The following is a 23,909-nucleotide window of genomic DNA, read 5'->3' on the forward strand; positions in this document are numbered from 1 at the left end:
CCCCGATTGACCGGCGTCGACGAACCGCCTGGCCATGGGGTCGGGAGGGACGTTCGGCCCGACCACTGAAAACCAGGAAGGCATAGGCTCGCCCCATGCGTAGAGCGAAGATTGTCTGCACCATCGGCCCCGCGACGGAGTCCGCAGAGCAGATCCAGGCCCTTGTTGATGCCGGTATGGACGTGGCGCGGCTCAACCGCAGCCACGGCGACACCGAGGTGCACCAACGTGTGTACGACAACGTCCGTGCGGCGGCAGAGGCCTCGGGGCGCTCGGTCGCCGTTCTCGTTGACCTCCAGGGACCGAAGATCCGGCTCGGACGGTTCATCGACGAGAAGCACTTCCTCGCGGTCGGCGACGTGTTCACCATCACGACCGACGACGTCGAGGGCACCAAGGAGCGCGTCTCGACGACGCACAAGGGCCTGACGAACGACGCCCGCGTGGGCGACCCGATCCTCATCGACGACGGCAAGGTGCTCGTCCGTGTCACGGCCGTCGAGGGCAACGACGTCGTGACCCGCGTCGAGGTCCCCGGCCCGGTCTCGAACAACAAGGGCCTCAACCTGCCCGGCGTCGCGGTCTCGGTTCCCGCGATGAGCGACAAGGACGAGGACGACCTGCGGTGGGCGCTGCGCGTCGGCGCGGACATCATCGCGTTGTCGTTCGTGCGGTCCGCCGAGGACTACGCCGACGTGCGCCGGATCATGGAGGAGGAGAACCGGGTCGTCCCGGTCATCGCCAAGATCGAGAAGCCGCAGGCCGTCGAGAACCTCGCGGAGATCGTCGCCGCGTTCGACGGCATCATGGTGGCCCGTGGTGACCTGGGCGTCGAGCTGCCGCTCGAGCAGGTGCCGCTGGTGCAGAAGCGTGCGGTCGAGCTGGCCCGTCGCAACGCGAAGCCGGTCATCGTGGCGACGCAGGTCCTCGAGTCCATGACGACGAACCCGCGCCCGACGCGAGCCGAGACCTCGGACTGCGCCAACGCGGTGCTCGACGGTGCCGACGCGGTCATGCTCTCGGGCGAGACGTCCGTGGGCGACTACCCGATCGAGACCGTGCGCACGATGGCGCGGATCATCGAGGCGACCGAGGACCTCGGCCGTGAGCGGATGGCCCCTCTGGGGTCCACGCCGCACACGCGCGGTGGTGCCATCACGCGTGCAGCCGCCGAGATCGGCGAGGTGCTCGACGTCAAGTACCTGGTGACGTTCACGCAGTCGGGCGACTCGGCCCGCCGCATGTCGCGCCTGCGCTCGGCCATCCCGCTGATCGCGTTCACGCCCGAAGAGGGTGTGCGCAACACGCTCTCGCTGAGCTGGGGCGTGCAGACGTACCGTTCGCCGCAGGTGCTGAGCACGGACGAGATGGTGAACCAGGTCGACTCGACGCTGCGCGCGAACGGTCTCGCCGAGGTCGGCGACTACGTCGTTGTCGTGGCGGGTGCGCCGGTCGGCGTCGTGGGGTCGACCAACTCGATCGTCGTGCACAAGGTCGGCGACGACGAGCGCGCCGGCGGCCGTATCGCCTGATCCACGCAGCAACGCTGCACGACGAGAGGCCCGGAGAGTGATCTCCGGGCCTCTCGTCGACCGCCGGGTGTGGCGTCTAGAAGGTGACCGGGAACCGGGCGACGATCACCGCTGTCGTGAGCAGCAGGACGCCGGCGGCGACGATCATGGTGGCGCGCCGGCCGGGGGAGCCGAGCTTGAGACCGATGCCGCAGAAGAACAGCACGGAGGCGCACAGGACCGTGGCGAGCACGTAGTTGCCCGCTCTCGCGGTCGCCTGGCGGGCCTGCGCACTCGCTACCTCGGCCGACTTCTCGAGGTCGGTGGCCTTCTTGGTCGCGGCGAGCTCGTACTCCGGCATCACGAACGGGCTCGAGGGCGCCGAGGCGTTGGTACCGGGGTCCTCGGCGAGCCACGCGTGCAGCGCGGGCTGGAACTCGGGCCGGAAGCGCTTGTAGAGGAACGTCGAGTACGTGCCCGGGTCAGGGACGTACTCGACGGGCAACCGGCCACCGGTCTCGTCGCTCGCGGCCTGGAGCCAGTCGGTGAAGAGCAGGACGTCGATGATCCGCTGCTGGCCCGCCAGCGTCGAGGCCTTGGACGACTCCACGCGGTGCGCGGAGGCGACGCTGTAGGACCGGGTCTGCACGGCGTTCCACTTGTTCGCCTGGAACGCCGACCATGCGGTCATCACGGTGGCGACGGCGAGCAGGATCGTCGCGGTGAGCTCCAGGTGCCGGTGCCAGCGCCGCGGCGGCACGGTCGCCGGGGCAGAGCTCTCCGGTGCTGTCTCGTCGGCCACGCCGTACCTCCCGTTGCGGCTGGGCACACGCGCGCCCGGGGACGTGACGTCCCCGGGCGCGCGCGTGCACGACGGATCCTCAGGACGAGAGGATCTTGCTCTTCTGCACCTCGAACTCGATGTCCGTCAGGACGCCGGCGTCACGCAGGGCGCCGAGCTGGGACAGCTGGGCGAGCTTGTCGTCGGTGCTCGCGCCGGCCGGGGGGGCAGGCGGGGGCGGCGGTGGCGCGTACTGCGGCTCGGCGTACTGCGGGGCCGCGGCCTGCTGCTGGGCCGCTTCCTGGTCGTTCCAGCGGCCCGCCTGACGGCGGGACACCCGGTTGGACACCGCGGTGGCTGTTCCGGCGACGACTGCGGTCCTGGCGACGGTGCGCATCAATCTCGGCATGTTCCTATCCCTTCTCGAAGTCCCGTGGGGACTGCTGCTACTCGGCGGACTCGATCTCTTCCAGGGACGCGAGGATCGCCTGGATGGGGATGCGGCCGCTCGCGACGAGCTGGCCCCCAGCGCGACGCAAGGCGGCGGCGAACGGGGCGGCCCAGACGTTCTCGTAGACGAGCACGGCCGCTGCGGTGCTCGGGAGCAGCGCGTTCCCGGCCTCCGCGACGTCGTCGTCCCCGATGAGACCGGAGTGGACACCTGCGAACACGGTGAGGTCGAAGCCGCCGCCGTCGAGCTGGTCCAGCTCGATCGCCGCCACGTCGCCGTCGGCGTCCTTCGCCACGAAGACGAGGTCGAGGATCCGGATCGTGCCGTTGTCGACGAGGTCGAGCAGCAGCGGGAACGCTTCGCCGGTGAAGTTGGTCCGGGGGAACTCGATGACCAGGTAGTCGATCGGTCCGGTCTCTTCGAGGCTTTCGATGCCGGCGAGTTCGTCGGTCATGGGGGCTCTCCTTTCGTCGCGCAGTTCGTGCCCGGGCGGACGGTGGCCCGGGTGGTCAACCCGTGGTCGTCCTGGCCTGGCGTGCGGCTTCTCCGACAGAGAAGCACGCGACGTCGCGGTCTGGTCACCCACGGTGGCTCATGCGGTGGAACATTGCGACCTTAGCGCGCAATTCAGGCCCCGGGTGACGCCTGCGGCGAACGACGCGCCCAGGTTCGCCCAGGTGGCTGACCTCGACGTCTGGACCCGTCACTCGGTCGGGGCCAGGGGCTCATCCGAGGTCGTCGCGCTCGACCAGGAACGGCCGGCCGTCGGGCCCGACGACCCGCACGAAGTCCTGGTGGAGCTGCGTGTCGCGCGCGCGAGCGGCGTCGCTCACGGGGCGTCGCCGACTGCGGATGTTGCCGACCTGGGCAGGGCCGAAGTAGGTGAGCAGCCACTCGGTGGCGGTCCTGCGTCGCTTCTCGGCCATGGCTGCTCCTTCGATTAGTGCGCTAATCATATGCCTACACAGGATATGGTCGGAACATGACCGACCCGCTAACCGTCGAGGCCCAGGTGTGCCTGGCCATGTCCGCGGCCGCGCGCAGCCTGGTCGCGTTCTACAAGCCCCTTCTCGCGCCGCTCGGGCTCACGCACCCGCAGTACCTGGCGATGCTCGCGCTGTGGCAGTACGGCCCGATCTCGCTGGCGGAGCTCGCAGGGCACCTGCACCTCGAGCCGGCGACGGCATCGCCGCTCGTCCGTCGCCTCGAGGCGCTGGGGCTGCTGCGTCGCGAGCGGGACCGTGCCGACGAGCGCGCCCTGCTCATCGTGCTCACGGACGCCGGCAAGGAGATGCGCCGCCAGGCCGTAGGCATCCCGGTGACGATGGTCGAGCGGCTCGCCCTCGAGCCGGCCCAGATCGACCAGGTCCGAGAGTCGGCGGAGCTGCTCCTCGCCGCGTGCGCCGCCGCGTCGTCGGCACGACCGGCGGACGCCCGATAGTCCGACGTGGGTCCGACCTCGCGTCGGACCCGGCGCGCGCCCGGCATGCGGCACGATGGCCGCATGCCCGACCGTGACGCCAGCCTCGTGCGACGCCTGTGGTGGCGGGTCCAGGACTACGCAGCCGTGCTGCGGTGGCAGGCGGTATCGCCGGGCGGCCCCGACACGTACGAGCGGCCCGACGCCGTGGTGGGGCCGCCGGTCGTGCTGCTGCCGGGCGTGTGGGAGCCGTGGCAGTTCCTGCGTCCGCTGGCCGAGCTCTTGTTCGCCCACGGCATCCGGGTGCACACCATCCCCGGCCTCGGGTACAACCGGCGCCCTGTCGCGGAGGCTGCCCAGGTGCTCGGTGAGTTCCTGGTCGAGCGCGACCTGCGGGACGTCGTCCTGATCGCGCACAGCAAGGGCGGCCTGATCGGCAAGCTCGCGATGCTGAAGCACGACCCAGACGAACGGATCGCGTCGATGGTCGCCGTCAACACGCCGTTCTCAGGCTCGATCTACGCGCGCTGGGTGCCCATGCGCTCGGTGCGGGCCTTCACGCCGTCCGACGCGACGATCGTGGCTCTCGCCGCGGAGGTCGAGGTCAACCGACGGATCACGTCCGTGCACGCCTTCTGGGACCCGCACATCCCCGCGGGCAGCGCCCTGGACGGTGCCGAGGACGTCGTGCTGTCGACCCCGGGGCACTTCCGACCGCTGGCCGACCCACAGCTGAGCGCGCTCCTGCTGGAGCGCCTGACGGGCTGATCAGCTGCGCGGAAGCTGCAGGACGCGCGTGAAACCCGGCTCGTCCGGGTCGTCGACGATCTCCTCGTCGTCGAGCCACGAGGTGATGACGTGCGCGAGCTCGCCCGGATGGCTGAAGTTGATGGCGTGGGCCGCGCCCTCGATCAGCACAACAGTCACGTTGGGCGGCGCAAGGCGACTGACCTCCCGGACGCGGCTCGGCGGCGGCATGAGCGGGTCCTTCGAGCCCACGACCGCCAGCGCCGGCACCGGCAGCTCGATGAGCCGCTCGAGCGACGGGAACCGCGTGAGCTCGCTGAGCAGGTTCAGGCTGTTGACGAGCCCGAACCGGATGTAGTCCGGCACCGCGACGCGCGCCATCTTCGGGCTCTCGCGCACGCCGTCGATGGCCATCTGCTTGAGGGCGCGGGCGAACGGCTGGTTGGCCGCACCACCGGCCGCCGAGACGAGGACCACGCGATGGACCCGTTCCGGGGCAGTGTGCGCGACCTCGAGGCTGATCGGGCACCCCATCGAGTTGCCGATCAGGATGACCTTCTCGAAGCCGAGCTGGTCGAGGATCCTGATCAGCGTGCGAGCCAGCGCGGGGATCCCGAGCGTGTGCTCCGGGTTCTCGCTGCGGCCGTAGCCCGGCAGGTCCGGGACGACGTTCGCGCCACGGTCGGTCAGGAGCCGGGCCGTCGGCATCAGGTAGGACCCGGAGATGCCGAAGCCGTGCACGTGCACGATCGGGACGCCACCCTCGACGTCCGGGCTTCGCCGGTAGAACACCTTGCGCCCGTCGAGCGTAAGTTCGGCCTCGGTCCAGATCGTGTCGCTGCTGGTCACGTGCTGATCGTGGCATGAGCGGCGCCGCAGATCGAGTTGCGTCGGGGATCTCTCGGCGTGCCGTCCCGTACCGGTGCCGTACGCGCTACTTCCGGCGCCCCGTGCTCGAGGTCTGGCCCGTGAGGCCGCGTGAGTGCAGCACGCGTCGCTCGAGCGGCGAGAACACGATCAGCTCGACCGCGATGCCGACCAGGAAGATCAGGAAGATCGCGACGATCACCAGCGACATGTCGCTCAGCGAGCGGCCGCTCTCGAGGAGCTGGCCCAGGCCACCGCCAGCAGCGAGGGTGATGATCTCCGCCGCCATCAGAGAGCGCCAGGCGAACGCCCAGCCCTGCTTGAGGCCACCGAGGAACCCGGGCAGCGCGGCCGGCAGCAGCACGTACCGGATCCGGGTCCAGCCTCGGGCGCCGAGCACCTGGCCGACCCGCAGGAACAGGGGAGGGACCTGGTCCGTGCCGGTGAGCAGGCCGTTGACGATCGACGGGACGGCACCGAGCAGGATGACCGCGTAGGAGGTCGCGTCGCTGAAGCCGAACCAGATGATCGCGGCCGGCACCCACGCGACGGACGGCAGCGACTGGAGTCCGGTGATGATCGGGCCGAACGCCCGCCGCAGGAGCTGGGAGGCGGCCAGCGCGGCGCCGATCGTCACGCCGACCACGACCGACATCAGGAAGCCGACCGCGGCGCGCTGGACGCTGGTGCTCACGGCCTGCCACGCGGTGCCGTCCTCGACGGTGGCCAGGAACGTCTGCCACGTCTCGGCCGGTCCCGGCAGCGCGTACGGGGGCTTGAGCTCGAGCAGGAACGCGATCTGCCAGACGGCGAGGATCACGACGAGCGCGGTGAGGACGGGCCACACCGAGCGCCACACCTGCGACAGGAACGAGGGGCGCGGGTTGCTGATCGGCGTCTCGAGCGCGTCGAGCCCGGCCGCGAGTGCGCTGTCGGATGGGCGGTCCGGGTGGTGCACGGTGACCGGGGCGGAAGTCTCAGTGGCCATGGCGGGCGATCTCCTCACGCAGGTGCTCGGTGATCTCGGCGCTGAGCGCGGACACGTCGGCGTCCTCGATGCGTCTCGGCTGCGGGATGTCGATGCGCCACTCGCGCGCCACCCGTCCGGGTCGCGACGAGAGCAGGACGACGCGCTGCCCGAGCCGGACGGCCTCGCGGACGTTGTGGGTCACGAAGATGACCGCTCGGCCGGTCTCGGACCAGATGCGGATGAGCTCCTCGTGCAGGACGTCGCGCGTGATCGCGTCGAGCGCCGCGAACGGCTCGTCCATCAGGAGAAGATCACCTTCCTGAGCGAGTGCGCGGGCCAGGGCGACGCGCTGGCGCATCCCGCCCGAGAGCTCGTGCACGCGCTTGGGTGCCGCACCGTCCAGCCGGACGAGCGTCAGCAGGCGCTGCGCCTCGACCTTGCGCTCCTTGCGGGGCACCCCGCGCAGGCGCAGTGCCAGCTCGATGTTGGCGCCCGCGGTGAGCCACGGGTAGAGCGCGGGCTCCTGGAACATCAGAGCGGGCCGGCCGCCGGGCACCTCGACGTCGCCCGAGACGGGTTGGTCGAGGCCGGCGATCAGCGACAGGAGCGTCGACTTGCCGCACCCGGAGGCGCCGAGCAGGCAGACGAACTCTCCGGGCCTGACCGTGAGGTTGATGTGCTCGAGCACGGGCGGGCGCGAGGCCTCGCCGAAGTGCTGGGTGACGTCGGTGAGGCGTGCCGCAACGGCGGCCGGGGCATCGATGCCCGGGCCGCCGGCCGCCGTCGCGGTGGTGGTCACTTTCCGTCAGCTCCCAACCCGGCGTCGTCGGCCGGTTCCTGTCCGTTGGCCGCCAGCACCTCGTTGAGGAGCGTCAGGTCGTAGATACCTGTGAGGTCGGTCTCCTTCGACGTGCCCACCTCGACGCCGTGGTCGGCGGACGTCTGCAGGCTCGACGCGATCGGGTCGAGCGTGAGCCGCAGGTTGCCCCACGCCCGGTCCAGCACACCGTCGGCCAGCGGCTTGCCGGTGAGCTTCTCGATGTTCGCGTTGGCGGCCGTCTTCGCCGCGTCCTCGTTGGCGGTGATCCACTCGTTGGTCGCGTACTCCGCCTCGATGAGCTTCTTCACCGTGCCGGGGTACTTGTCCAGGAACTCGGTCGCGACGATGAGGTGCGTCGTCACGAAGTCGCCACCGGGCCACAGGTCCTTCTCGTCGACGAGCACGTGAGCGCCCGCGTCGACCAGTCGGGAGGCCCACGGCTCGGGCAGCCAGGCGCCGTCCACCTGACCGGCCTTGAAGGCGTCCAGGGTCTGCGAGTTCTCCTGCGGGAGGATGTTCACGTCCGACGGGGCACCCGTGATCGAGCTGGTGAGGTCCTGCTCCTCGAGCCAGGCGCGCAGCGCGACGTCCTGCGTGTTGCCGAGCTGCGGGGTGGCGAGCGCCTTGCCCTTGAGGTCGGCCGGGTCCTGGATCGAGTCGTTCACGACGAGCTGGGCACCACCGGACGTCGCACCGGCGACGATCTTGATGGCCTCGCCGTTCGACTGCGCGAACGCGTTGATGGCGGGGTTGGGCCCGACGTACGCGGCGTCGATCGCGCCGCTGAAGATGCCCTCGACCGCGGCCGGGCCGGCGTTGAAGATCGTCGTGGTCAGCTTCGTGTCACCGAGCGTCTCCTGGTAGGTGCCGTCCTCGACACCGATCAGGGGCAGGGCGTGCGTGACGTTCGCGAAGTAGCCGAGGCGGAGCTCGTCAGCCTCGGCGAGCGGGCCGGCGGTCGTCTCGGAGGCGGTCGGCTCGTCGCCGGTGCCGGCGGCAGAGTCGGCGGAGCACGCGCCGAGGGACGCGACGACGCCAGCGGTGAGCAGGGTGGTCAGGGTGGCGGCAAGGCGGCGCGCGCGAGGCGCGGGGCGAGCAGTCATGTCAGGGTCCTTCGGGATCTCGGGTCGGTCGGTCAGCGCGTGCGGTCGGTGATCGGCAGACATCGCCGACATCGCACGGCGGAGCGGTCCGAGGCGTGCGCGGCGGCACGTCGAGGATCTCCAGCAAGGACGAACAGGGTGGACGCCATGAGGCGCTTCCTCCGCGGGGGACGGGGGTGGCACGCGGTCTGGCCGGGCGTCCTGCGCACAGGGGCCGGGCGTTGAACGCGCGGCCGAGGGGGGACGGGGCCGTGGTTCAGATGGTCCGCGGACAGCAGGGGCGCGCGGCAGCCATCGTGACGTGACAACACGTCATGAGGGCGCGGCTGGTCTGCATGTGTAGAGGATGGCGGTCCGCGCGCCGCGGCAACACCCGCGTCTCGGATACTGGACTAAGCAGGTCGGAATATGGGACTTGTCTCAGGCCGGGCGAGCGTGCCGGGACCGTTCCGGGGCGGCGCTCGGTGGGGTGCGGGCCGGGTCGGCCGGGAGGTGCAGGAGGTCGCTCAGAGTGGCGACGTCAGAGCCCGGTCTGCGCCGGATCAGGTCGGCGACCACGCCCGTCCAGCCGGTCTGGTGGGTGGCGCCCAGACCGGCGCCGTCGTCACCGTGGAAGTACTCGTTGAACTGCACGAGACCCGCCCAGTGCGGGTTGTCCTGGAACACGCCGACGTGCCCGTAGCAGGGGCGGCGACCGTCCTCGTCCAGTGTGAAGAGCGAGATCAGCCGCGTCCGCAGCTCGTCCGCGATCGCCGTCAGGGACTTGTGCACGCCCGAGCCGGTCGGGAACTCGACCGTGGCGTCATCGCCGAAGAACGTGCCGTACACCTTGATCGAGCTCACCAGCAGGTAGTTCAGCGGGAACCAGATCGGCCCGCGCCAGTTCGAGTTCCCGCCGAACATCGCTGTCGTCGACTCCGCGGGCTCGTAGTCGATGCTCGCGGTGAGCTCACCGATCTCGAGCACGTACGGATGGTCACGATGCGTGGCCGAGACCGCGCGCAGCCCGTAGGGCGACAGGAACTCCTGCTCGTCGAAGAGTCGCTCGAAGAGTCGACCGACGCGCTCGACGCCCACCACCCCGAGGAGCATCCGCCGGTCGCCGGGCGTGCCCCGGACGGCCCCGCTGCCGGGCGTGAGGTTCGCCGGGTCCAGCGCGTCGCCCAGGAGGCTCGCGAAGCCCTTGCCGAGGACAGCGGCCTCCTGGATCAGCGCCTCGTCGATCACGAGGCCGGCCAGCACGGGCAGCACACCGACCATCGAGCGCACCTTCACGGGGATGCGCTGGCCGTCGTCGAGCGCGATGCGGTCGTAGAAGAACCCGTCGGCCTCGTCCCAGAGGCCCTGGTCGTCGAGGGCGTGCTTGATCAGGGCGAAGTGCTCGAGGAACTTGACGGTCAGGTCCTGCGTCGGCTGGTTGCCCCTGCGGCGCAGGACGAACGACATCGTCGCCATGTGCAGTGAGTACAAGCCCATCCACGCAGTCGCGTCGGACTGCTGCAGCGTGCCCTCGACCGGCAGCTTGTCGCGGTCGATGGGGCCGATGTTGTCGAGGCCGAGGAAGCCACCCTCGAACAGGTTGGAGCCGTCGGCGTCCTCGCGGTTGATCCACCACGTGAAGTTGACCAGGAGCTTGTCGAAGACCCGACGCAGGAAGTCGAGGTCGGTCCCGCCGTCGATCGCGAACACCTCGAGCGCTGCCCACGCCTGCACGGGCGGGTTGAGGTCGTCGAACGACCACTCGTACGCGGGCAGCGCTCCCGTCGGGTGCTGGAACCACTCGCGGCAGATCAGGATCAGCTGGTACTTGGCGAACGCGGGATCGATGTGCGCGAGCGCCACGCAGTGGAACGCGAGGTCCCACGCAGCGAACCAGGGGTACTCCCACGGGTCGGGCATCGACATGATGTCGAACGCGTCGAAGCTGCGCCACGTGCTGTTCCGGCCGGTCTTGCGTGACGCCGGGGGCACGGGCTGCCCGGGGTCGCCGTCAAGCCAGCGGGCGACGTCGTAGGCGTAGAGCTGCTTGGACCAGAGCATCCCCGCGAAGGCCTGGCGCATGACCAGCGCCTCGTCGGCGGACGTGCCCTCGGGCGTGAGCTCGGCGTAGAACTCGTCGGCCTCCGCACGACGCAGTGCCGTGACGGCGTCGAACGACGAACCGAGTGCCGGGCGCGCTCCGCCGCGGGGACGCAGTCGTAGGCGCAGCTCGACCATCTGCTGCGGCGCGACCTCGACCTGGTACCAGGCGGCGGCCTTGGTGCCCTCGTGCAACGGGTTGACAGTGTCCGCACCGTGCACGACGTGGTCGTTGATCCCGTCCTTGGGGTACGCCGGGCTCTCGTCGACCTCGAAGAGCTTCGCGGCGTTGGTCTCGTTGTCGCAGAACAGCAGCGGGGGAGCGATGCCGTCCGGCCCGGGGCCGACGACGAGCTCCAGGTCACCGAACTGCGGGTGGTCGATGTCGATCGACGACCCCTCGCTCGTCCGGAGGTGGGGCTTGGGCTCGTCGTCGCCCCACGACCACGTGTTGCGGAACCAGACGGTGGGCAGGACGTGGAGGGTCTCGGTGTCCGGTCCGGCGTTGGTGACCTGGACCGTCATCAGGACGTCGTGCGGGCCGTCCTTGGTGTACTCGACCTCGACCGCCCAGAAGCGGTCCTCGTCGAAGGCGCCCGTGTCGAGCAGCTCGTACTCGGGCTGGTGCTTGTCCCTCCGGCCGTTCTCCGCGACGAGGTCGTCGTAGGGGAACTCGCTCTGCGGATAGTGGTAGCGCCACCGGTTCAGGGCGTGGCTCGGGAGCGCGTCCTTGAACCACCAGTACTCCTTGACGTCCTCGCCATGGTTGCCCTGGTTGCCGGTCAGGCCGAACATCCGCTCCTTCAGGATCGGGTCGCGCCCGTTCCAGAGCGCCAGCGACAGGCAGAGGCGTTGCTCGATGTCGCTGAAGCCGGCCATGCCGTCCTCGCCCCACCGGTACGCGCGCGAGCGCGCCTGGTCGTGCGGGAAGTGGTCCCACGCCTCGCCGTCGGCGCTGTAGTCCTCCCGCACCGTTCCCCACTGGCGCTCGCTGAGGTACGGACCCCACAGGTACCAGTCGCTGGCCCGGAGCAGTCCGTCCTCGAGCTTTCCGAACGTGTTGACCCGGTCGCGTTCGGCCCCCACCGTCAGGCCTTCTCGTTCAGGGCCACGCAGCTGTCGGCGTCGGCGAACGCGGACCGCAACGTGCCGCCCGCATTCGAGGCGGCCGACGTGATCGTGGTCGCGTACGCCTTGGCGGCGTTCATGGCCTCAGACGTCGCGGTCAGCGCGGCGCCCGCTGCACCGATGAACCCCGCGACGTTCTCGGCGTCCGCTGCCTCCTGCGCGGCGTCCCGGGCATCCTGCGTGGCGGTCGCGACGTCGTCCGCGCTGCTCTCCAGGCTCGTCTTGAGGTCCTGGGCCTCCTCGGTCGTCGGAGCGTCGCTGATCGCAGCCAGCAGATCATCCAGGGACGTGCCGGCCGTCGCGACGTTGTCCTTGAGCTGGGTCTTGAGCTGGTCGAGGGCGTCTCCGGACCCGAGCTCGACGCTCAGACCCTGGGAGATGGCCCCGATGTTCGTGGTCAGGTCGCCGAGCGACGTGCACACGTTGTCCGCCCACGCGGACGCCGAGAGTCCTGTCGGCGTGGGGGTAGGCGTCGGCGTGGGCGGTGCGGCCTCCGGCTCGTCGTCGGACGAGCACGCGGTGAGCGCGAGGAGCGGGACGAGGATCAGGCTCAGAGCGGCACTGCGGGCAGACAGGCGCATGGGGTGGTCCTCCGGTTCGACGGGTCTCCCTCTGCAGACTGGTTCGCCGACGGGAGCACGTCAACAGGCAGGTGCGACCCGCGCGACGCTCAGGCCAGGAAGAACGCCCGGAGCACCGGCGCCAGCGCCGCGGCGTCGACGTCGTGCGTCTGGCCCTCGAGCACGGTGTGCCTGCCGTTCGGCAGCGCGTCCGTGACGGACTTGCCCGCGATCTGGAGGATCTCCGGGCTGCTACCACCCGTGACGACGACGGCCGGCACCGTGATCGTCGCGACGCTTGCCCGGGGCACGAGGCTGCCGGTCATCTGGGTGTTGTCGTAGGCGAGCGTCGGGGCGATGGCCTCGAACCGGTCCCAGCCCGGCTGAGCGCGCATGCCCGTCACGACCGGCTCGGGGATGCCGACGAACGTCATGAAGAGCGCGATCGCGTCCCCGCGCCGACCCTCGGCGAGCGCGCCCGTGAGCCGCGACGTGTAGGCGGCGACCCGGTCCTGCTCGCCCGCCTCGGCGATGTAGGGCGGCTCGTACAGCGCAAGACGAGTGACACCCGGGTCCACCGCGGCGGTCGCCAGAGCGAGCGCACCACCGGACGACATGGCGTAGACGCCGGCGGTGCCGCCCGCGACGGCGATCAGCGCTCGCAGGTCCTCCACCTCGCGCTGCACGTCGTACGGCTGGATGTCGCTGCTCTCGCCGCGGCCGCGGCGGTCGTACGTGTACACCGTGAACGTGTCCTGCAGCTGGTCGGCCATCGGGTCCATCGGGCCGGCGCCGCGGTAGCACATGGCTCCGTCGACGAGGATGACGGCAGGTCCGTCTCCGGTGCGCGAGTAGGCGATCGTGGTGCCGTCGGGGGAGGTGAGAGTGCTCATGGTCAGGCCCCGTGGGTGAGGGCGTCGACGTAGACGTCGAAGCGGTCGAGGCTGGTGACGAACCCGGCTTGCGCCTGCGGGCTCGCGAAGGCGGCGGGCACCCGGGCCTGGTGCGTGACCACCTCGGTGCGTCCGTCGTGCAGGTCCACGAACGTGATCGTGGTGAGCATCTCGCCGTCGGACTCCTGCCACACGAGGCGGTCCGGACGGCTGACCTCCACGTACGTCGCGCGCATCGTGTACGTGTCCCCGCTGGCCTCGTCGACCATCGTCGTCTCGAACGCACCGCCGGGGCGCAGGTCGACCGTGATGTTCTCGACCGGGGTCGAGGTGCCGCGCGGCCCCCAGAACTGCGCGAGGTGCTCGGGCGTGGTCATGCAGTCGAAGAGCAGCTCGGGCGTCGCGCGGTGCACCCGTCGGAACGTCAGCTCGGTCATGCGCTTCCTCCTTGCAGTGTCGCCAGGTGCTCAGCCAGACGGTCGTGCCGGTCGGCCCAGACCTGACGGTTGGTCTCGATCCAGCCTGCAGCCTCCGCGAGCCGTTCGGCTTCCAGCGCGCACGGGCGCGACTGCCCCACCCGGGACCGCGAGATGAGGCGGGCGCGCTCGAGCACCAGCAGGTGCTTGGACACGGCCTGCTGCGACATCGCGAAGGGTGCGGCGAGCTGGTGGACGGTCGCGTCGCCGTGCGCGAGGCGCTCGAGGATCGCTCGCCGGGTGGGGTCCGCGAGCGCGGTGAACATCAGGGTGAGGTCGTCCTCCAGCACGGGCATGCGACGAGGATATTCACAACTGCGACGTTGCACAACCCACTGGTTGTGAACCGTCCGACGTGCCCACCCGCGGCGGCCCGGTCCATAGTGGCGGGATGGACGACCCGAAAGAGACCCTGCACCGGTACCTGCGCACCCAGCGGACGAGCCTGCTCAGCAAGCTCGACGGGCTCGACGAGTACCAGGTCCGGCGGCCCATGACGCGCACGGGCACCAACCTCCTCGGCCTGGTCAAGCACGTCGCGAGCGTCGAGGTCGGCTACTTCGGCGACGTCTTCGACCGGCCGTCCGGGATCGAGCTCCCGTGGTTCGCCGACGGCGCGCCCGACAACGCCGACATGTGGGCCACGGCCGACGAGAGCCGCGAGCAGATCGTCGAGCTGCACGAGCGGTGCGCGGCGCACAGCGACGCGACGATCGACGCACTCCCGCTGGACGCCGTCGGGAACGTGCCCTGGTGGGGTGAGCGCGGGCGCGTGACGCTGCACCAGATGCTCGTGCACATGACCGTCGAGACGGCCCGCCACGCGGGGCACGCGGACATCGTGCGGGAGCTGCTCGACGGTGCCGTCGGCTCGCGGCCCGACGACCCGAACATCCCCGACGTGGACTGGTCGGACTACGTGGCCGGCGTCGAACAGGCCGCACGCGAGGCGAGCGCCCGCTGACCTTCGCGGTCGCTGACCGACAGGGCCACCGACCTCCGGAGGGGTGCGACGTTCCTGTCGTGCCGTTGCTCAGCCTGCCGTGCCCGGGGGCAGCAGGACCTGCACGTCATGGTCGGCCAGGGCGTCGGCCAGCTCGCCGGTGGGCGGCGCGTCGGTGACGAGGTAGTCGGCCCGGCCCAGGTCTGCGACCTGCGCGAACAGTCGTCGGCCGAACTTCGAGGAGTCGGCCAGGATCGCGACGCGCGAGGCGCGATCCATCATGTCGTTCATCATCGCGGCCTCGCCGAGGTTGCTCGTCGAGTAGCCACTCGGGGACACGGCGCCGACCGAGATCAGCGCGAGGTCGCACTGGATGTCCCGGTCGTAGCCCACGGCCGCCTGGAAGCTCACCGGACCGACCGTCGCCTGGGCCGAGAGCCGTACCGCGCCGCCGAACACGTACAGGTCCCGGAAGACCGCAGGGGAGATCTCGGCCGGGATCCGCAGGCTGTTCGTCGCGATCGTGAGCTCGCGATGGTCACGTAGGTGCCGGACGAGCGCCAGCGTCGTGGTGCCGGCGTTGATCAGGATGGCGGTGCCGTCCTCGACGAGTCCCGCGGCGACCGCACCGATCTGCTCCTTGGCAGCGGTCTGCAGGCGCAGCCGCACGTCGAGACCGGTGTCGGCCCGTGGCACGGCCGACAGGCTGACAGCCCCACCGTGCGTGCGGATGAGCACGCCGTCGGCGTCGAGCTGGTCGAGGTCGCGCCGGATCGTGTCGGGGGAGACGTCGAACCTCTCGGCCAGGCGCGCAACGGTGACCTGGCCGACCTCGAGCACGAAGGCGGCAAGGTCGGCCTTGCGACCGGCGGGGAGGCGGCGGTCGCCGTCGGACGTACTCACGCTGCTTGCAGACACACAGAACTTCTAGCACAAAAACGCTCGAAGTTGCGTGGATTGGCCGCATGCACGGCGATCCAGCCGGGGCTCATGTGCCAAAAGTGCAGGTGGCGCGCGTGCCGCTTGACGCGATCCAGCGGATCCGCGCATGAACGTGCACGGGTCCGGATAGTCCTCGACGGCATGCCGCACGTCGGAGCGGGAGCATGAAACACCCATCTGACCTGCATTAACGGACACGTGTCGTAGAAACCGACCGCTAGGTAACGATTCGGCCACTAGTGAAGAGAGGCCTCAGTTCGGGGTTGACGTCCGATTTGCGCGAGCCTAGGTTGAGAAAACACGCAGAAGTCCGCATGGAGTCGCATGATGCGGCAGCAACGACCCAAAGGAGAGTCATGAGCAACGGAGCTCGCGGTGGACGCTTCATTGCGATCCTCGGCGCCAGCGCAGTCGTGCTGGCCGGCTGTAGCGGTGGCAGTGGTTCGGACGACGGCGCGTCCTCGAGTGGCGACGTGACCCTCGAGTTCGCTCAGTGGTGGGAGCCCGAGCTGCCCGAGGGTGCGCTGCGTGGGGTGATGGACGACTTCGAGGCGGCCAACCCCGGTATCAAGGTCAAGCTGCTCAGCGGTCCGTACGCATCGACCAAGGAACAGATCGTCGCGGGCTCCGCGGCGGGCACCATGTCGGACGTCGTCGGCCTCGACGGGGCATGGGTCAACGACTTCGCGAAGCAGGGCTCGCTGGCCGACCTCTCGTCGATCATGTCGGACGCGGGCTACGACGACAGCGAGCTGGCGAGCCAGATCCAGGTCGACGGCGCGACGTACATGATCCCGGTGGTCAACTTCGTCTACCCGATGTTCACCAACGACGACCTGCTCACGCAGGCCGGCGTCACAGCACCCCCCACGAACCGTTCCGAGTTCGCGTCCGCGGCCGAGGCCGTCACCGGGCTGGGCGGGGAGGTGCACGGCTGGGTCCTGCCGCTGTCGATGGAGGCGCCGAACGGCATCCAGAACGACGTCATGTCCTGGGTCTGGGCCTCCGGAGGCTCGATGCTGAAGGACGGCCAGCCCGACGTGACCAACGAGGACGTCGCGGATGCGACGAACTTCGTCGTCGACCTGTACGACAAGGGCTACGTCGCCCCTGGTGCGCTCACCATGAAGGAGCAGGACAAGGTCGAGGAGTTCACCAACGGCCGGGTCGGCATGATGATCGACTCGCTGGCCCACGTGACCACGATCCGCGAGGCGAACCCGGACCTGAAGTTCTCGATCGCAGCGATCCCCGCGGTCGACGACTACTCGGGTGAACGCGGCATCCCTTACGCGTCCTGGGGCATCGGTATCGCCGAGAACAGCGAGCACAAGGCCGAGGCCTGGAAGCTGGTCGACTTCCTGATGTCGCAGGAGACGAACTCCGAGCTGTCGACGATGGCGAAGGCCTTCCCTGGCAACACGCAGTCCACGCCGGACTTCCTCGGTGACGACGCGCTGTACCAGACGGCGTTCGACATCTACAAGGCGGGCTACCCGGCCAACGAGTTCACCGGCCTGCCGGTGGCCGAGCAGCTGATGCGCGAGTTCGACGAGCAGCTCCAGCAGACGCTCTCCGGGGACCAGTCGGTCGACGACACCCTGAAGAAGGCACAAGACGCGTGGATGGCGGAGTTCTAGGCCCCCATCACGCTGCGGTCGCGCCAGGCGCCGAGAGGCACGACGACGCCTGGCGCGACCGATCTTCCTAGGAGATCCGCCGTGTCCACTTCCCAGCTCGAACGTCCGGCCGCACCGGTCGCGGACGTCCCCCGGCAGCGCCCCCGCTGGGCACTGTTCAAGCGCAGGGCCACCCCGTACGGCTTCCTGGCCCCGACCGTCGTCCTGATGCTCGTCCTGATGGTCACGCCGATCATCATGGTCATCGGCTACTCGTTGCTGAGTGGCGTGATCACCAACAAGAACCCGGTGTTCGTCGGCCTCGACAACTACCTCGAGGTGATCAAGGACCCGGTGTTCCTCACCGCGATCCGGAACACCCTGTTCTTCACGATCGTGAGCGTCGTGGCTCACCTGGTCATCGGCATGACGTTCGCGATGATGCTGAACACGAAGCTGCTCAGCGCCAAGCTCGTCGGTCTGTTCCGCGTGGTCTACGTCCTGCCGTGGCTGTTCACCGTGGCGATCGTCGCCGTCCTGTGGCGGCTCATGCTCGCCCCCAACGGCGTCATCAACTACCTGCTGAACTCCGACGTGGAGTGGTTGGCCTCGCCGTCGCACGCGCTGATGTCGGTCACCTTCATCAACATCTGGGCCGGTTATCCGTTCTTCATGATCAGCCTGCTGGCCGGGCTGCAGGGCATTCCCGCGGACCTCTACGAGGCGGCTCGCGTGGACGGTGCCAATGCGGTCCAGCGATTCTTCAATATCACGATCCCGCAGCTGCGGCCAATCATCATCAGCATGGCGCTGCTGGACTTCATCTGGACGTCTCAGCAGTTCGCGCTGATCTGGATGACCACAGGTGGCGGTCCGATCAATGTGACCGAGATGTTGAGCACGTTCACGTACAAGCTCGCATTCAGCAGGTACGAGTTCTCCGTGGCGTCGGCCGCCGCGGTCATCATTCTTCTCCTGTCGATGATCCTGGCCGTGTTCTACGCCAGGCACCAGAAAGCGCGGGACTGACCATGGCGACAGCAGTCTCTTCCCCGGTGACGTCGCAGACGCGCCGGCCCGTGAGCCAGAAGCTGGCCCGTACGCGGCTGGCCAAGAAGGTCGGCCTGATCGTCGGCCTTCTCGTCGGCGCCGTCTTCGCCGGCTTCCCGGTCCTCTGGATGCTCTCGAGCTCGTTCAAGTCGAACCTCGAGATCTTCCAGTACCCGCCGCGCCTGATCACGGAGTCGTTCTCGTTCGACGCGTACACGACGATCTTCACCGACCCGACCAAGCTGCGGTTCTTCTTCAACAGCTATGTGGTCGCGCTGTCGGTGACGTTCCTGACGCTCGTCGTCGCGATCCTCGCGGCGTACGCGTTCAGCCGCTACGACTTCAAGTTCAAGCGGATCCTCAACGTCGTCATCGTCAGCGTGCAGGCGGTGCCGCCCATCACGCTGCTCATCCCGTACTTCGGGCTGGTCGTCGCGCTCAAGCTCTACAACACCTACCAGGGCCTGATCCTCACCTACATGGTGTTCACGCTGCCCTACGCGATCATCATGCTCACCGGGTACTTCAACACGTTGCCCAAAGAGCTGGACGAGGCCGTCAAGGTCGACGGAGCCGGTCCGCTCACCGCGCTGTGGCGCATTCTCGTCCCCATCTCCGTGCCCGGTCTGGTCTCTGTGGGCGTCTACACGTTCATGATCTGCTGGAACGAGTTCCTCTTCGCGCTCACATTGACGCGGACCGAGGACATGCGCACGGTCCCCATCGGCATCCAGCTCCTCATGGGCCAGCATTCCTATGAATGGAACGAGATGATGGCGATGAGCATTCTTGGCTGCATTCCCGTGCTGGCACTCTTCCTGTTCTTCCAGCGGTACTTCATCGGGGGGATGACGGCTGGCGCAGTCAAGGTCTGACCCAACACACCCAGCAACACAAGGCAACACAACAAGGAGAGCTGTACACATGTTGATGAACGGCGTAGACCTGCTGACCGTGGCGAACGACAACGACTTCGCCGTGCCGGCGTTCAACATCAGCGACTACGCGATGCTGAACGGGATCATCGAGATCAGCGAGGAGAAGGAGTCCCCGGTCATCATCGCGATCCACCCAGACGAGCTGAGCCACATCGGCGAGGACGTCATGCCGGCGATCATCCAGCGTGCGCACCGCTCGTCGGTGCCCGTGACGATCCACTGGGACCACGGCGGCACGTACGAGCAGATCCTCACCGCGATCCAGTGCGGCTTCACGTCGGTGATGATCGACGGCTCGATGCTCCCGTTCGAGGAGAACGTGGCCATCACCAAGCGAGTCGTCGACGCGGCGCACGCCGTGGGCCTGTCGGTCGAGGGTGAGCTGGGCACCATCGGCAAGATGGACGACGAGGCCGAGGACGGCGCCTCGCAGATCATCTACACGGACCCGGACCAGGCGGTCGAGTTCGTGCAGCGGACCGGTGTGGACAGCCTGGCGATCGCGATCGGCACGAGCCACGGCATCTACCCGTCGACCATGAAGCCCGAGCTCAAGCTCGACCTGCTCACGCAGATCAAGGAGAAGGTGCGCGTCCCGCTCGTGCTGCACGGGGGCTCGAACAACCCGGACGACGAGATCGGCCAGTCCGTGAAGCTGGGCGTCAACAAGATCAACATCTCGAGCGACATCAAGGTGGCCTACCACCAGAAGATGCGAGAGGTGCTGGCCGACGGCACCCTGCGCGAGCCGAACTCGATCCAGCCGCCCTGCATCGAGGCCATGAAGGTCACCGCCGCGCAGAAGATCGACCTCTTCAACGCCGCGGGCAAGTCGGCTCTGTACTGAGTAGCACTGACCAGATGAGCACCAGCTACGTCCTGGGCCTCGGCGGCACGGTCGACTACGAGATCCGTTGGGACTCCCGCGTCGTCGAGACCCTGGTCCTCGAGTACGCCATCCGCGCTGCCGAGGTGAGTGCGTCGGTCCCGATCCGGTCCGAGCGTGACCTGCTCAGGACGTTGCTGGCGTTCGTCCGCGACGGTGTCGGGGGAGAGCGGTTCGTCGCCTCCTCCGACATCGTCGAGAAGTTTGCCGCCCGCTTCGAGCGGCGCATCACGCTGGGCGGCACGTGCGTCCGCGCGGCCCTGGCGATGGACAAGCTCGGCATCACCAGCACGGTGCACCTCGTGAGCATCGACGACCACGTGCGCCGGCTGCTGCCGCGGGCGGTGTCCTACGTGAGCAGCGCGACGCGGGACACCACGGACCCGCACCTGATCGTGCAGTTCGCCGCCGGGGCCCGCGTGCGAGCGGGTGACGTCGACGTCATGGCCGCGCACCCGAACCGGATCATCTACACCAACGACCCGCCGAACAGAGAGCTGCGGCTGAGCCCGGACCTCGGCCCGACGCTCGCCGACGCGGACGTGTTCCTGGTCTCGGGCTTCAACACGATCCAGGACCCCGCGGTCCTCGACGACAGACTCGCGGAGACCCGCAAGGTGATCGACTTCCTGCCGGAGCAGGCGGTCGTCTTCTACGAGGACGCGGGCTTCCACATCCCGGCCCACGCGGCGCGTGCCCGTGAGGCGCTCGTCGACGTGATCGACGTGTACAGCCTCAACGAGGACGAGCTGCAGGCGTACGTCGGTTCGTCGATCGACCTGCTCGACCCGGCCGCGGTCGGCGACGCGCTCCTGAGCCTGCACGCGCTCGTGCAGGTACCCGCCCTCGTCGTGCACACGCGGCACTGGGCATTGGCGATGAGCACGCACGCCTGGCGCTACCGGGGTGCGCTGCAGGGCGGGGTGACGATGGCCGGCGTGCGGTACCTCCTGGGCGACGGCTTCACCGCGACGGACTACGACGGCATGGTGCGACAGTCCGTCAGCGAGGCCGGCGTCGAGTTCGCCGCCGCGATCGAGAACCACCTGCCCGACCGGGTCGTGTGCGTGCCCGCCTACGACCTGAGCACGGACGACCCGACGACGATCGGGCTGGGTGACACCTTCGTCGGCGGCTTCCTGGCGGCACTCGCATGACGCTCCTCGACGAGGGGCTCGTCTCCCTCCCCGACGCGGTGGCGAGCGTGTTCGAGGGGACGAGCGTCACAGGTGAGCGGATCCTGACCCTCAGGCTCCTCGACGGGCTGCAGGTCGACGTCATGCCCGATCGCGGGCTCGACCTCGGTGCTGTCTGGTGGTGTGGGACGCCGGTCGCCTGGCGGTCGCCGAACCTTGTCGACCCCGGCCCCGGCCGGGACTGGGAGGCGCGGTTCCTCGGTGGGCTGCTGGCCACCTGCGGGCCGGACAACATCGGGCCACCGCGTGGATCCTCGGGGCAGCACGGCACGCACCACCTCACGCCCGCGCACGAGGTGCGGTGGTGGCGAGAACGGACTCCCACAGGGATCGAGGTGCACGTACGTGGGCTCGTCGCGCACACCTCGCTCGGCGGCCCAAAGATCGTCGTCGAGCGTGAGGTCGTCGCGACGACCGGACGTCCCGCGGTCGAGGTCCGCGACATCGTGCGCAACGTGGGCGACCGCCCGACGGCGGTCCCGCTGCTCTACCACGTGAACCTCGGCGCCCCGCTGCTCGCACCCGGCGGGACGCTCGAGGTCGCCGCGGACGCACCGGTGCTGCGCGAGCCTGCCCCGCCCGGCCGGCACCCGTTGCGGATGCCCGAGCCGTCCGCCGGCGCCGAGCCGGTCGTCGCGGAGCACCCTGACGTGGTGCCCGACAACGGCTGGGCGCGCGCACTGCTCACGGGCGGACCGCGCGCGGACGTGCGCGTCGAGTGGTCCGCGGACACCTTGCCCCGTCTGTGCACCTGGAGCTGGCCCGCGGCCGGTGCATGGGTGCTCGGCGTCGAGCCCACCAACGCCGCGCTGTTCGGCCCCGAGCGCGAGCTGCCCGACGCGGGGGCGCCGGTCCTCGGGCCGGGGGAGCAGTGGCGCACGACCGTGCGGGTCGTCGTCCGAGCCCGAGCACTCGACCACTGACCCAAGGAGACAGCCGTGTCGCTGCAGCAGCTGCAGGCCAACCAGCCGCCCGAACGCTTCTACGCTGGAGGCGAGCGCATCGCGGCGTTCCGCGGCGAAGGGGTCCGGTCGCGCCGGGTCCCGGAGGACTGGGTGGCATCGACGACCACGCTCTTCGGGGAGTCGACGCTCGGCCTCTCGCCGCTGCCCGGCGGCGACCTCCTGGCGGACGCCATCGCGCAGGATCCGGTGGGCTGGCTCGGGCCGGAGCACGTGGCGGCGTTCGGCGACAGCCCCGAGCTCCTGGTGAAGCTCCTCGACGCCGGTCAGCGGCTGCCCGTGCACGCGCACCCGGACGTCGCCTTCGCCGCGGAGCACCTGGGCCTCGCGCACGGCAAGACCGAGGCGTGGATCATGCTCGAACCCGCGACCGTGCGCCTCGGCTTCCGACGCGACGTCTCGGTGGACGAGCTCGCCCGGTGGACGGACACGCAGGACGTCGGCGGCATGCTGCATGCGATGCACCGGCTGCCGCTCGACCGTGGGGACGCAGTCCTCGTGCCGGCCGGACTGCCGCATGCGATCGGTGAGGGGGCGTTCCTCGTCGAGCTGCAGGAACCTACAGACCTCTCGATCCTGCTCGAGTGGACCGGGTTCGACATCGACGGCGCGCGCGACGGGCACCTCGGGCTCGGGTTCGGGGCTGCCCTCGAGGCGGTCGACCGTCGGGGATGGTCCGCGGAACAGGTAGCGGGTCTGCGCGGCGCCCGCGATTCCACGGTTGGTGACCTGCTGCCGGACGCCGCACCGTTCTTCCGCGTCGAGCGTCTACGAGGGCGCTCGACGCTCGACGCCGGGTACAGCGTGCTCGTCGTCGTCGCCGGGTCAGGGACTCTCGGAGAGGCTCAGGAGCTGCGGTCCGGACAGACGTACGTCGTGCCCTTCAGCGCCGGCGACCTCGCCCTCCGAGGTGACGGCCTCGAGGTGCTCGTTTGCAGGCCGCCGCAGCCCTGACCAGCGTCTACAGTCAGAACGTCCAGTTCGCGCACGTTACGAAGGAGCAACACAATGTCTGACGACTCTTCCAACGACATCGAGGTCTTCGCGGCCGTGACGGACGGGGCCTACACGCTCCTCGTCGCCGACTTCGCGAGCCTCGACACTGCCTGGGAGGCATACGAGGCCCTGAAGTCGGTCGAGGACGGCCGATCGGTCGAGATCGAGGGCGTCGTCGTCGTCAAGCGCGACGAGGACGGCAAGCTCGAGGTGCAGAAGGCGACCGACCACAGCACCAAGTCCGGCCTGAAGTGGGGCATCGTCGGCGGGATCGCGCTCGGTGTCATCTTCCCGCCGTCGATCCTCGGCAGCGCTGCTGTCCTGGGCGGCGCCGGCGCCGCGGTCGGCAAGGTCCGCGAGCTGAAGAACAAGAGCGAGCTCGCCAAGGAGCTCGAGGACGCGATCCTGCCGGGGCACTCCGGCCTGCTCGCGCTGGTCTCCGACCCGGGCGAGGTCAAGATCCGCAAGGCGCTCGAGAAGGCCGACCGGATCGTCGAGGGCGCCATCGAGGACGTCGTCGCCTCGGACATCAAGGCTGCCGCGAAGGAAGCCGACGCCAAGTAGTCCCCAG

General features: G+C 69.3%; 26 protein-coding genes. 12 read left to right on the top strand and 14 right to left on the bottom strand.

Annotation, left to right across the window (positions count from 1 at the left end):
• Nucleotides 1–95: 95 nt before the first annotated feature.
• Nucleotides 96–1,532 (top strand): pyruvate kinase, encoded by a 1,437-nt coding sequence (pyk, locus tag AC1DPN_RS13760; protein ID WP_477085326.1) that lies wholly within the window; start codon nucleotides 96–98, stop codon nucleotides 1,530–1,532.
• Between the two features lie 76 nt (nucleotides 1,533–1,608).
• Here pyk and AC1DPN_RS13765 read toward each other — a convergent pair whose 3' ends face one another.
• The 4 genes from AC1DPN_RS13765 to AC1DPN_RS13780 all read right to left on the bottom strand — a co-directional run bounded on the left by AC1DPN_RS13765 (nucleotide 1,609) and on the right by AC1DPN_RS13780 (nucleotide 3,669).
• Nucleotides 1,609–2,313 carry a hypothetical protein gene (locus tag AC1DPN_RS13765; protein ID WP_477085327.1) on the bottom strand — a complete coding sequence of 235 codons (705 nt, stop codon included), beginning with the start codon at nucleotides 2,311–2,313 and terminating at the stop codon, nucleotides 1,609–1,611.
• A 79-nt stretch (nucleotides 2,314–2,392) separates the two neighbouring features.
• A complete protein-coding gene (locus AC1DPN_RS13770; protein ID WP_477085328.1) occupies nucleotides 2,393–2,701 on the bottom strand; it encodes an SHOCT domain-containing protein in 309 nt (102 codons plus the stop codon).
• A gap of 37 nt (nucleotides 2,702–2,738) precedes the next feature.
• The gene (locus AC1DPN_RS13775; protein ID WP_477085329.1) at nucleotides 2,739–3,197 is read right to left on the bottom strand and encodes a DUF6325 family protein; all 459 of its coding nucleotides are present in this window, start codon (nucleotides 3,195–3,197) and stop codon (nucleotides 2,739–2,741) included.
• A 271-nt stretch (nucleotides 3,198–3,468) separates the two neighbouring features.
• On the bottom strand, nucleotides 3,469–3,669 hold the full coding sequence (locus AC1DPN_RS13780) for a hypothetical protein (RefSeq protein WP_477085330.1): 201 nt from the start codon (nucleotides 3,667–3,669) through the stop codon (nucleotides 3,469–3,471).
• A 56-nt stretch (nucleotides 3,670–3,725) separates the two neighbouring features.
• Between AC1DPN_RS13780 and AC1DPN_RS13785 the strand changes: the two genes are divergently transcribed.
• Both AC1DPN_RS13785 and AC1DPN_RS13790 read left to right on the top strand, forming a co-directional pair.
• On the top strand, nucleotides 3,726–4,184 hold the full coding sequence (locus AC1DPN_RS13785) for a MarR family winged helix-turn-helix transcriptional regulator (RefSeq protein ID WP_477085331.1): 459 nt from the start codon (nucleotides 3,726–3,728) through the stop codon (nucleotides 4,182–4,184).
• A gap of 63 nt (nucleotides 4,185–4,247) precedes the next feature.
• Nucleotides 4,248–4,931 (top strand): esterase/lipase family protein, encoded by a 684-nt coding sequence (locus AC1DPN_RS13790; RefSeq protein WP_477085332.1) that lies wholly within the window; start codon nucleotides 4,248–4,250, stop codon nucleotides 4,929–4,931.
• Here the strand turns inward: AC1DPN_RS13790 and AC1DPN_RS13795 are convergent, their stop codons facing one another.
• The 9 genes from AC1DPN_RS13795 to AC1DPN_RS13835 all read right to left on the bottom strand — a co-directional run bounded on the left by AC1DPN_RS13795 (nucleotide 4,932) and on the right by AC1DPN_RS13835 (nucleotide 14,102).
• Nucleotides 4,932–5,759: an alpha/beta fold hydrolase gene (locus tag AC1DPN_RS13795; RefSeq protein WP_477085333.1), complete on the bottom strand. Its 828-nt coding sequence runs from the start codon at nucleotides 5,757–5,759 to the stop codon at nucleotides 4,932–4,934. It abuts the gene before it with no gap.
• A gap of 85 nt (nucleotides 5,760–5,844) precedes the next feature.
• Complete coding sequence (locus tag AC1DPN_RS13800; RefSeq protein ID WP_477085334.1) at nucleotides 5,845–6,765, bottom strand: ABC transporter permease; 921 nt, start codon at nucleotides 6,763–6,765, stop codon at nucleotides 5,845–5,847.
• The gene (locus tag AC1DPN_RS13805) at nucleotides 6,755–7,510 is read right to left on the bottom strand and encodes an ABC transporter ATP-binding protein (RefSeq protein WP_477085471.1); all 756 of its coding nucleotides are present in this window, start codon (nucleotides 7,508–7,510) and stop codon (nucleotides 6,755–6,757) included. Before AC1DPN_RS13805 ends, AC1DPN_RS13800 begins: the two co-directional genes overlap by 11 nt.
• 32 nt (nucleotides 7,511–7,542) lie before the next feature.
• Complete coding sequence (locus AC1DPN_RS13810) at nucleotides 7,543–8,670, bottom strand: ABC transporter substrate-binding protein (protein ID WP_477085335.1); 1,128 nt, start codon at nucleotides 8,668–8,670, stop codon at nucleotides 7,543–7,545.
• A gap of 420 nt (nucleotides 8,671–9,090) precedes the next feature.
• Complete coding sequence (locus tag AC1DPN_RS13815; protein ID WP_477085336.1) at nucleotides 9,091–11,835, bottom strand: MGH1-like glycoside hydrolase domain-containing protein; 2,745 nt, start codon at nucleotides 11,833–11,835, stop codon at nucleotides 9,091–9,093.
• Nucleotides 11,836–11,837: 2 nt separating this feature from the next.
• Nucleotides 11,838–12,458 (bottom strand): hypothetical protein, encoded by a 621-nt coding sequence (locus tag AC1DPN_RS13820; protein ID WP_477085337.1) that lies wholly within the window; start codon nucleotides 12,456–12,458, stop codon nucleotides 11,838–11,840.
• Between the two features lie 89 nt (nucleotides 12,459–12,547).
• Nucleotides 12,548–13,330 (bottom strand): alpha/beta fold hydrolase, encoded by a 783-nt coding sequence (locus tag AC1DPN_RS13825; RefSeq protein ID WP_477085338.1) that lies wholly within the window; start codon nucleotides 13,328–13,330, stop codon nucleotides 12,548–12,550.
• Nucleotides 13,331–13,332: 2 nt separating this feature from the next.
• Complete coding sequence (locus tag AC1DPN_RS13830) at nucleotides 13,333–13,767, bottom strand: SRPBCC family protein (RefSeq protein WP_477085339.1); 435 nt, start codon at nucleotides 13,765–13,767, stop codon at nucleotides 13,333–13,335.
• Nucleotides 13,764–14,102, bottom strand: a complete 339-nt coding sequence (locus AC1DPN_RS13835) for an ArsR/SmtB family transcription factor (protein WP_477085340.1) — start codon at nucleotides 14,100–14,102, stop codon at nucleotides 13,764–13,766. Before AC1DPN_RS13835 ends, AC1DPN_RS13830 begins: the two co-directional genes overlap by 4 nt.
• A 95-nt stretch (nucleotides 14,103–14,197) precedes the next feature.
• Between AC1DPN_RS13835 and AC1DPN_RS13840 the strand changes: the two genes are divergently transcribed.
• On the top strand, nucleotides 14,198–14,770 hold the full coding sequence (locus tag AC1DPN_RS13840; protein WP_477085341.1) for a DinB family protein: 573 nt from the start codon (nucleotides 14,198–14,200) through the stop codon (nucleotides 14,768–14,770).
• A 69-nt stretch (nucleotides 14,771–14,839) separates the two neighbouring features.
• Here the strand turns inward: AC1DPN_RS13840 and AC1DPN_RS13845 are convergent, their stop codons facing one another.
• Entirely contained in the window at nucleotides 14,840–15,652 is an 813-nt protein-coding gene (locus AC1DPN_RS13845; protein ID WP_477085342.1) for a DeoR/GlpR family DNA-binding transcription regulator, read from the bottom strand.
• A gap of 395 nt (nucleotides 15,653–16,047) precedes the next feature.
• Here AC1DPN_RS13845 and AC1DPN_RS13850 point away from each other — a divergent pair, with 395 nt between their 5' ends.
• The 8 genes from AC1DPN_RS13850 (at nucleotide 16,048) to AC1DPN_RS13885 (ending at nucleotide 23,902) form a co-directional block, all read left to right on the top strand.
• Entirely contained in the window at nucleotides 16,048–17,331 is a 1,284-nt protein-coding gene (locus tag AC1DPN_RS13850; protein WP_477085343.1) for an ABC transporter substrate-binding protein, read from the top strand.
• 81 nt (nucleotides 17,332–17,412) lie between these two features.
• Nucleotides 17,413–18,339 (top strand): carbohydrate ABC transporter permease, encoded by a 927-nt coding sequence (locus tag AC1DPN_RS13855; protein WP_477085344.1) that lies wholly within the window; start codon nucleotides 17,413–17,415, stop codon nucleotides 18,337–18,339.
• 2 nt (nucleotides 18,340–18,341) lie between these two features.
• Nucleotides 18,342–19,235 carry a carbohydrate ABC transporter permease gene (locus tag AC1DPN_RS13860; protein WP_477085345.1) on the top strand — a complete coding sequence of 298 codons (894 nt, stop codon included), beginning with the start codon at nucleotides 18,342–18,344 and terminating at the stop codon, nucleotides 19,233–19,235.
• Between the two features lie 55 nt (nucleotides 19,236–19,290).
• Nucleotides 19,291–20,145: a ketose-bisphosphate aldolase gene (locus AC1DPN_RS13865; RefSeq protein ID WP_477085346.1), complete on the top strand. Its 855-nt coding sequence runs from the start codon at nucleotides 19,291–19,293 to the stop codon at nucleotides 20,143–20,145.
• Nucleotides 20,146–20,159: 14 nt separating this feature from the next.
• Nucleotides 20,160–21,341 carry an ADP-dependent glucokinase/phosphofructokinase gene (locus tag AC1DPN_RS13870; protein WP_477085347.1) on the top strand — a complete coding sequence of 394 codons (1,182 nt, stop codon included), beginning with the start codon at nucleotides 20,160–20,162 and terminating at the stop codon, nucleotides 21,339–21,341.
• Nucleotides 21,338–22,303, top strand: a complete 966-nt coding sequence (locus tag AC1DPN_RS13875) for a DUF4432 family protein (protein WP_477085348.1) — start codon at nucleotides 21,338–21,340, stop codon at nucleotides 22,301–22,303. The genes AC1DPN_RS13870 and AC1DPN_RS13875 overlap by 4 nt, the downstream gene beginning before the upstream one ends.
• 15 nt (nucleotides 22,304–22,318) lie before the next feature.
• Nucleotides 22,319–23,296: a class I mannose-6-phosphate isomerase gene (locus AC1DPN_RS13880; RefSeq protein WP_477085349.1), complete on the top strand. Its 978-nt coding sequence runs from the start codon at nucleotides 22,319–22,321 to the stop codon at nucleotides 23,294–23,296.
• A 54-nt stretch (nucleotides 23,297–23,350) separates the two neighbouring features.
• Nucleotides 23,351–23,902, top strand: coding sequence for a DUF1269 domain-containing protein (locus tag AC1DPN_RS13885; RefSeq protein WP_477085350.1), 552 nt, complete (start codon nucleotides 23,351–23,353; stop codon nucleotides 23,900–23,902).
• Nucleotides 23,903–23,909: the final 7 nt, after the last annotated feature.

Source organism: Cellulomonas sp. P4_H4, from assembly GCF_056400865.1.

What these genes read in the sequence shown, in the direction of transcription:
- pyk (WP_477085326.1), top strand. Translation starts at nt 96, where the DNA reads ATGCGTAGAGCGAAGATTGTCTGCACCATCGGCCCCGCGACGGAGTCC.
- AC1DPN_RS13770 (WP_477085328.1), bottom strand. Translation starts at nt 2,701, where the DNA reads ATGCCGAGATTGATGCGCACCGTCGCCAGGACCGCAGTCGTCGCCGGA.
- AC1DPN_RS13775 (WP_477085329.1), bottom strand. Translation starts at nt 3,197, where the DNA reads ATGACCGACGAACTCGCCGGCATCGAAAGCCTCGAAGAGACCGGACCG.
- AC1DPN_RS13780 (WP_477085330.1), bottom strand. Translation starts at nt 3,669, where the DNA reads ATGGCCGAGAAGCGACGCAGGACCGCCACCGAGTGGCTGCTCACCTAC.
- AC1DPN_RS13785 (WP_477085331.1), top strand. Translation starts at nt 3,726, where the DNA reads ATGACCGACCCGCTAACCGTCGAGGCCCAGGTGTGCCTGGCCATGTCC.
- AC1DPN_RS13790 (WP_477085332.1), top strand. Translation starts at nt 4,248, where the DNA reads ATGCCCGACCGTGACGCCAGCCTCGTGCGACGCCTGTGGTGGCGGGTC.
- AC1DPN_RS13800 (WP_477085334.1), bottom strand. Translation starts at nt 6,765, where the DNA reads ATGGCCACTGAGACTTCCGCCCCGGTCACCGTGCACCACCCGGACCGC.
- AC1DPN_RS13810 (WP_477085335.1), bottom strand. Translation starts at nt 8,670, where the DNA reads ATGACTGCTCGCCCCGCGCCTCGCGCGCGCCGCCTTGCCGCCACCCTG.
- AC1DPN_RS13820 (WP_477085337.1), bottom strand. Translation starts at nt 12,458, where the DNA reads ATGCGCCTGTCTGCCCGCAGTGCCGCTCTGAGCCTGATCCTCGTCCCG.
- AC1DPN_RS13825 (WP_477085338.1), bottom strand. Translation starts at nt 13,330, where the DNA reads ATGAGCACTCTCACCTCCCCCGACGGCACCACGATCGCCTACTCGCGC.
- AC1DPN_RS13830 (WP_477085339.1), bottom strand. Translation starts at nt 13,767, where the DNA reads ATGACCGAGCTGACGTTCCGACGGGTGCACCGCGCGACGCCCGAGCTG.
- AC1DPN_RS13835 (WP_477085340.1), bottom strand. Translation starts at nt 14,102, where the DNA reads ATGCCCGTGCTGGAGGACGACCTCACCCTGATGTTCACCGCGCTCGCG.
- AC1DPN_RS13840 (WP_477085341.1), top strand. Translation starts at nt 14,198, where the DNA reads ATGGACGACCCGAAAGAGACCCTGCACCGGTACCTGCGCACCCAGCGG.
- AC1DPN_RS13850 (WP_477085343.1), top strand. Translation starts at nt 16,048, where the DNA reads ATGAGCAACGGAGCTCGCGGTGGACGCTTCATTGCGATCCTCGGCGCC.
- AC1DPN_RS13860 (WP_477085345.1), top strand. Translation starts at nt 18,342, where the DNA reads ATGGCGACAGCAGTCTCTTCCCCGGTGACGTCGCAGACGCGCCGGCCC.
- AC1DPN_RS13865 (WP_477085346.1), top strand. Translation starts at nt 19,291, where the DNA reads ATGAACGGCGTAGACCTGCTGACCGTGGCGAACGACAACGACTTCGCC.
- AC1DPN_RS13870 (WP_477085347.1), top strand. Translation starts at nt 20,160, where the DNA reads ATGAGCACCAGCTACGTCCTGGGCCTCGGCGGCACGGTCGACTACGAG.
- AC1DPN_RS13875 (WP_477085348.1), top strand. Translation starts at nt 21,338, where the DNA reads ATGACGCTCCTCGACGAGGGGCTCGTCTCCCTCCCCGACGCGGTGGCG.
- AC1DPN_RS13885 (WP_477085350.1), top strand. Translation starts at nt 23,351, where the DNA reads ATGTCTGACGACTCTTCCAACGACATCGAGGTCTTCGCGGCCGTGACG.